The sequence below is a fragment of the Christiangramia marina genome, from assembly GCF_048285865.1.
In the GTDB taxonomy this organism is placed as follows: domain Bacteria; phylum Bacteroidota; class Bacteroidia; order Flavobacteriales; family Flavobacteriaceae; genus Christiangramia; species Christiangramia marina.
This window is the reverse complement of record NZ_JBLVTK010000001.1, coordinates 1,256,102-1,263,385: the sequence shown is the minus strand read 5'-3', so window position 1 is coordinate 1,263,385 and position 7,284 is coordinate 1,256,102. Positions and strand designations below refer to the sequence as shown.

5 protein-coding genes are annotated in these 7,284 nt (G+C 39.7%); all 5 read right to left on the bottom strand.

All coding sequences use genetic code 11. The features are described 5' to 3' along the window. The coding region (gene porM, locus ACNKXS_RS05890; RefSeq protein WP_417920032.1) for a type IX secretion system motor protein PorM/GldM at positions 1–1,321 on the bottom strand (1,321 nt) is incomplete at its 3' end. A gap of 47 nt (positions 1,322–1,368) precedes the next feature. Then, entirely contained in the window at positions 1,369–2,016 is a 648-nt protein-coding gene (gene porL / locus ACNKXS_RS05885) for a type IX secretion system motor protein PorL/GldL (RefSeq protein ID WP_295180752.1), read from the bottom strand. Positions 2,017–2,070: 54 nt separating this feature from the next. Next, entirely contained in the window at positions 2,071–3,435 is a 1,365-nt protein-coding gene (porK, locus tag ACNKXS_RS05880) for a T9SS ring complex lipoprotein PorK/GldK (protein ID WP_417920031.1), read from the bottom strand. Between the two features lie 117 nt (positions 3,436–3,552). Then, positions 3,553–4,713, bottom strand: coding sequence for a formimidoylglutamase (locus ACNKXS_RS05875; RefSeq protein WP_417920030.1), 1,161 nt, complete (start codon positions 4,711–4,713; stop codon positions 3,553–3,555). 3 nt (positions 4,714–4,716) lie between these two features. Then, the gene (topA, locus tag ACNKXS_RS05870; protein ID WP_417920029.1) at positions 4,717–7,281 is read right to left on the bottom strand and encodes a type I DNA topoisomerase; all 2,565 of its coding nucleotides are present in this window, start codon (positions 7,279–7,281) and stop codon (positions 4,717–4,719) included. Positions 7,282–7,284: the final 3 nt, after the last annotated feature.

Below are 7,284 nucleotides of genomic sequence, written 5' to 3'. Positions count from 1 at the left end.
CTGGAAGGTTAGCTCCAACTGTAGCGATTTCCAAGGAATTTCTCTGCATAGATACAGATCCATCTTCTCCACGAATCGTTCCAACTGGTCGAGGAATATCCTTTACTCGGAAAGTTTTTCTGTCTGAAACAGTCTTACCTCCTGGAAGTTCACCGCTTACGCTAATAGTAACTTCTCTAGCCTGTAGAGTAGTAACATCCATCATATAACTTCCAGCACCACCAGAAGCTCTAAGCCCTGGAGCATTTGCACTAACACTGCTTACACCAGGAATGGAAATCGTCATTGGATTCTGAACTCCACGATATACCACATTCATTTTATCTGCAGAGATGACTGCTGAATTAGGTAATGGAATTACATTATAAGAATCTGAGATCTCAATACTTTTCAAAGAATCATTCTCAAGATACTGCAGCTCACCAGTAATTTTTTGCTCACCTACATTTCCAGCAGGGAATTTTAATACCACCTGTCCCGCCTGAGTATTTTCAACTTCCTTACCGTTGATAGTTACTTTCTCGAACTGTAAAGTATTATCAAAACGTCCTAAAACTACTTTACCACTGAATTCCTCACCGCTAAAAAATGCCGGTTTGTCTGGAATTACGATTGCCTGGTAATTACTTAAAGAAACATCGCTCTGTAATTGTCCAGATAACATTTGAGACAAGATCTCACTTTCTGTACTCTTCACATCCGCTTGAATCTGAGTCATCTTAGTCAATGAAGCGATTAAAGGGAATCCTTGGTAGTTATAATATAGCCATGGCTTGGTAACCCCGTCACCATCTGTAACTTCTTCTGTAGCGAATTCTCTTCTTACATTTGCAGCAAGTTGAGGGTATTTATTTTCAAGGATTGCAGAAACCTGCTCACGATAATTATCAATCTGATCTACAAATTCCTGACCCGTTGGAGAAACTCTACCACTCTGGAAGAACATTTCATCAAGTTGATCAGCCTTGTCCATTTCCTCATAATTCCACTTACCGTTATCCTCTTTTTCCATATCGGCAGTAAGATTATTCTTTACCCCTTCAATGTAATCGTTAAGTTGTGTTGATAATTGGTCGATCTTATCTGCGTTCTCTTTAATTGAGGTGTACTTTGCAGGTTGTTCATCTACTTTTTCAGCAAGACCAGCCATATAAGCAGCATTTCGATTCTCTGCAGTAGCGTTAGCCGTACTCAATTTTTCATTCATCATTCCAAATGCGGTAAGAACCTCTTTGGACATATTTAGTGCCATCATAGCGATGAAAACCAAATACATTAGGTTTATCATCTTCTGCCTTGGCGATTGTTTTCCGGATGCCATGTCTAATTAGATATTTTAATTAATAATTCGCTTAATTGAATATTCAATTAGACTCTTGGTTTTCCATTCATAGCTGTTAGCATTCCTCCGTAAACATTGTTTAGAGAAGCCATATTATTTGCTAACGAATCCATTTGTGCTTTAAGTTTACCCGCATTTTCTGCAACAGCCTGATTAACCTCTGCCTGTTTAGAAGCAGATTCAACCTGTACTTTATAGATACTGTTCAATGTTTCCATTTGAGCAGCAGCTACAGTTAATTCTTCACTGTATTTCTTTTGAGAAGCCATTGAGTCAACTGTTGGGGCAATTCCTTTTGCAGCTCCTTCAAAATTTCTAATACTATTTCCTAAAGAAGACATTAGATCTGCATCCAATTTTGCTTCTTTCAACATCGCATCAAGTTTCTTAGACAAAGATGCTTCAGCTTCTTTCTGCTCCACTACAACTGCATCTCTTCTTGCTCCTGTACCTCCAGCTAATTCTGGATACACTAATGACCAGTCAAGTTCATCATCAATTGGTTCGAAAGCTGAGTAGGCAAATACCAATGCTTCCACGATTAGACCGGCAATAAGCATTTCATTACCACCCGGCCAGTGCATAATTTTAAATAGCGCTCCTAATATAACTACAGATGCACCAAGACCATATACCATATTGGTCACCCGTTTTGCTCCTCTTGATTTTGCCATAACTTTAAGCTTTAAATTTTTTTGTTGGTTTATTGATAGGTTGAAGTTCTAATATTATTTGCTGGATTGATTCAGCGTAACATCTGTTCCAAGATAATCCTGAACAGTTCTAAAGCCAATATAGCTTCTTGCTGAATCCATATATTCGTAATCCCTTGAGCTTACCTGTAAGAAGTAAGCCACATCCTTCCACGAACCACCTCTTACTACTTTCCGCATATCCTGTGGATTGTTCACGGTCGGGTTCATTGTAGACATATACTCGTATGACCCTGGATCGTAACTTGAGTCCACCCATTCCCCTACATTACCAGCCATATTATACAGTCCGTAATCATTAGGATCATAAGACTTAGCTTCTACTGTATAAAGAGCCTGATCTGCCGCATAATCACCTCGAAGTGGTTTAAAGTTGGCCATAAAACAACCTCGGTCATTCAGCGTATAAGGACCACCCCATGGGTAAGTTCCACCTTCCAGACCTCCACGAGCAGCATATTCCCACTCACCTTCGGTTGGGAGCCTGTAAGAAGGTACGTTTGCATCTCCTTTTTCTCTTCGGAAGTCATTATGATATTTTGTTCTCCATTGAGTAAATGCTCTTGCCTGCTTCCAGGAAACACCTACCACAGGGTAATCATCAAATGCACTATGCCAGAAATAGTCATTGTGCATAGGCTCATTGTATGAGTAATTAAAGTCTCTAATCCAAACTGTCGTATCTGGATAAACAGAAACTTGTTCATTCTTGATATAGTTACTACGGTCACCCTGCTTTTTAGCAGCAGACTGAATGTCCATATAAGAATACTGGAATTTTAATTTTTTTACATCGATAGTTCTCTGACCGTTGTATACTTCATCCATTGGGATATACATCGAATCCATTACCTCGGCATAGTATACATCCGGATAATCTTCAGTGTCCCAGTAAATGTCGATATCTTTATTCAGTCTTCTATTCGAATAATCTTCTGAAGGACCACCCTGACCATAAGTATTTAACATGTACTCTTCGTAAGGAGTCATATTTCCTTCTTCAGCGTCTGCAAAGGCAAATTCACCAATCCCATCATCACCCGCAGTAGCACCTTGCAACTCAGCCATTTTAGCAAGTTCCACCCTTACTACAGAATCCTTTACCCAATCCACAAATTGTCGATATTCAGAGTTAGTGATCTCTGTCTCATCCATATAAAATGAACGTACGGTAACGGTCTTTGGAGGAGCATTCTTCTGTCCGGCAATATCATCATCAGATTTACCCATGACGAACGAACCACCAGGAATTAATGTCATACCATAAGGTTTCTCCGGATTCCACTTCTTTCCCTCCGCACCTACTAGCTGTCCACGATCGCCTCCGCCACAGCTTGAAAGCAAGGCCAGAACAGCAATGAGCGAAATATACTTCTTCATAATTATCTTAGGTTAAGACATTTTGATTTAAGGCAGTAAACCTATCTAAATATTTTTTAAAAAACAATATTTCCGATAAAAATACAGCAATTACCGATAATGCCTGACTTTATTATTTTATACTTCGTTTTTTCTTTTGGCCTTATACCACCGTTCAGGGATCACCTGGTTGCAAGCCTCCAGATAATCTTCTTCACTGCAAGGTAATAACGTATGCCTTTTTAATTTATTATTGACTGAATTTAAAAAAGGAATCTCGATCCACCAACGCCCACTTACAGGACTCTTAAAGAATACCAGGATATCGTCATCTATTGGAACCTGATATTTTATAAAATCTTTTTTAGCCGAAATTGTATTCTCATTTGTGCGGTAATTCACCCCTTCTATGAAATACCAGATGATCTGTGCTACCAGTGTATCAGTGAGCTTATTCATCTCATTCTGATATTCATAAACACCAAATGAACTCACTTTATCACTAATTCCTGCATACCTTGATAAAGCACAAATTTCCCTGCCATTAAAGCCATTTGGACTACTGAAATAATCTGAATTTGCAGATGCTGAGTCTATAGATCTTATATCGAGACCCACAAGATTTGCATTCCGCATAATAGGTTCCATGTGACCAATATTCGAGGTAACTTCCCCCAGTCTATAAGCTTCAAAGAACAAACGCTCCATCAATTCTATCTCCTCCTGGGAGTTAAAATAAGTTTGATATCCAATCGTAGAATAATTAAATAAATTATATGGCTTATCTACGACGATTTTTCCTACAAATGACTGATTACTAATAGGTTTATCTGCATCACCAAGATCAAATTTGCTATCGATATTTACCAGATTCACCATTTGATCAAGATGATCATATGCACGATACTGCGCATAGATCAGATCCTGACTTCCACCTAGAATTACAGGAATGATATCCTGTTTAATTAGATCTGCACATAGTTTCGAAACTGCATAATAGGTATCTTCAACTGCATCTCCTTCTTGAATATCTCCCAGATCTGCCAAGTTCAAACGCCAGTTTCCTGGATACAGACTATATAACTGCCTGCGTAAACTCTCAAAATCGGGCGTTGAATCTTCTCTAACAGCCCGGCGATTCTCTCTTACTCCGAATATCGCTACATTAACCTTATCAAGGTCTGGTAAACCATGTTCAGATGTATGGAGTTTTAATTGCGCACCAATGGTTTGCGCATTCAGGTGAGTGACTTCATCCAGTATGTTATCTGATACAGGACTAAGAAAATCGAACTCCATATTTTATTTCTTTTTGGGTGATGTCTTTTTAGTAGTCTTTTTGGCCGTGGTTTTTTTAGCAGTCGTCTTCCCGGTCGCAGCTTTCTTCTTGGCCGGCTTTTTCTTAACAGCCTTTTTCTTGGTCTTACCGCTTTTCTCCAGAATATCCTGCACCTCTTCCAGGGTCAGCTCCTGAGCATTGGTAGTTTTAGGCAGCTCAACCTTCGCTTTGCCTTTGATAACATTAAACCTTCCCCAACGAGCTTTTTCCACGCGAATTCCTTCATCTTCCCAGTGGTGAATCAACTTATCTTTTTCCTTCTGAATCTTATCATCGATCAATTGTTCGATATCTTTATCTGAAAGGTTATCAAAGTCATATTTCTTGTTCACATTTATGAACATTCCATTCCACTTCAAATAGGGTCCGAATCTACCAACTCCTTTTTGAACCGGATGATCCTTATATTCGTAAATAGGAGCATCTGCCTTTTCTTTCTCTTTGATAAGTTCCATGGCTCTGTCAAACTCAACATTTAAAGGATCTTCTCCTTTTTCAAGAGAAACAAAGGTTTTCCCGAAGCGTACATAAGGGCCATAACGCCCATTATTCACCTCTACACTTTCCCCTTTATATTCACCAAGTGTTTTTGGTAGTTGAAACAGATCCATCGCCTGCTCATAAGTTAGAGTCTCCATGCTCTGGTCCGGGCTCAAGCTGGCGAAACGAGGCTTTTCCTCATCTTCCACACTACCAATCTGCACCATAGGTCCGAATTTACCTAAGCGTACACTCACAGGTTTACCGCTTTCCGGGTCTTCACCCAGAATTCTCTCCCCAACTTCTCTTTCCGCATTTTGTGCAACATCCTGAACATGAGGATGAAAATCTTTGTAGAAGTTCTTCATCATAGACTTCCACTCTTCATTTCCTTCAGCTATATTATCAAAACTCTCTTCTACTCTAGCGGTGAAATTATAATCCAGAATATTGGAAAAATGATTCACTAAAAAGTCATTTACAACCATTCCGGTTGCTGTAGGAACAAGTTTCCCCTTATCACTACCTACGGTTTCGGATAATTTCTCTTCTCTAATCTTTTGATCCTTCAGAGTGAATTGCAAATATTCTCTTTCGGTTCCGTCTACAGATCCTTTTTCAATATAATTTCTGGATTGAACGGTTGAAATCGTTGGTGCATACGTGGAAGGTCTACCAATACCAAGTTCTTCCAGTTTTTTAACCAGCGAAGCTTCCGTATAACGATAAGGAGGCCTGGTAAATCTTTCGGTTGCAGTGATATATTCGTTGTTTAAGGCTTGTGAAACCTTTAAAGCCGGTAACATTCCGCTTTGTTCTTCATCCTCATCATCGCTACCTTCCAGGTAAACTTTCAGGAATCCGTCGAATTTCAAAACTTCTCCATTGGCAGAAAATTGATTATCGTGCTTATCTGTCTCAATCTTCACATTGGTTCTCTCCAGCTGTGCGTCGCTCATTTGTGACGCTATCGCTCTTTTCCAGATCAGTTCGTATAATCTTTGCTGATCGCGATCCCCGGAAATTGTATGTTTTTTAAAGCTTGTAGGACGAATCGCTTCGTGAGCTTCCTGAGCTCCCTTGGATTTCCCCTTAAACTGTCTTGCTTTGGCGTACTTATCTCCGTAAGCCTTTTCAATTTCTTCTTTAGCTCCCTTTCTGGCTTCTTCGGAAAGGTTTACAGAATCTGTTCTCATATAAGTAATATGACCGGCTTCGTATAGTCGTTGTGCCATGGTCATGGTCTTACTTACTGAAAAATATAGTTTTCTTGCAGCCTCCTGTTGCAATGTTGATGTTGTAAATGGAGGTGCAGGAGTTTTCTTCGCTGGTTTCGTAGTAAGATCTGAAACCTTAAAACTTGCACCAAGATTATCCTTCAGAAATTGTTCTGCCTCTTCTTTTGTATCAAAGTTCTTCGGAATCTTAGCCTTAAAAGACTTTCCTTCTTCCGTAGAAAATTCAGCATCAATTCTATAAGATGCCTGTGCGGTAAAATCCTGAATTTCTCTTTCGCGCTCTACGATGAGTCTTACTGCTACAGATTGTACTCGACCAGCCGAAAGACCACCTTTCACTTTCCTCCAGAGTACTGGCGAAAGTTCATAACCTACCAGCCTGTCCAGAACTCTACGAGCCTGCTGAGCGTTTACTAGGTTATAATCGATTTTCCTGGGATTATCGATCGCCTTCAGGATCGCCGACTTGGTGATCTCATGAAATACGATCCTTTTAGTTTTATCGTCTTCCAGCTTAAGCTCCTCTGCAAGGTGCCAGGCAATTGCCTCTCCTTCCCGATCCTCATCACTTGCTAACCATACCATTTCAGCAGTTTTAGCAAGACTCTTAAGCTTTTTTACAACATCCTTTTTGTCTTTGGATACAATATATTTAGGTGTAAAATCTCCTTCGGTATCAACCCCTATCTCTTTAGTAGGCAAATCAGCGATATGCCCAAAACTGGAGGCAACTTTATAATCGCTTCCCAGAAACTTTTCAATGGTTTTAGCCTTAGCAGGAGACTCAACAATCACTAAATTCTTAGCCATAAA

What these genes read in the sequence shown, in the direction of transcription:
- porL (WP_295180752.1), bottom strand. Translation starts at nt 2,016, where the DNA reads ATGGCAAAATCAAGAGGAGCAAAACGGGTGACCAATATGGTATATGGT.
- porK (WP_417920031.1), bottom strand. Translation starts at nt 3,435, where the DNA reads ATGAAGAAGTATATTTCGCTCATTGCTGTTCTGGCCTTGCTTTCAAGC.
- ACNKXS_RS05875 (WP_417920030.1), bottom strand. Translation starts at nt 4,713, where the DNA reads ATGGAGTTCGATTTTCTTAGTCCTGTATCAGATAACATACTGGATGAA.
- topA (WP_417920029.1), bottom strand. Translation starts at nt 7,281, where the DNA reads ATGGCTAAGAATTTAGTGATTGTTGAGTCTCCTGCTAAGGCTAAAACC.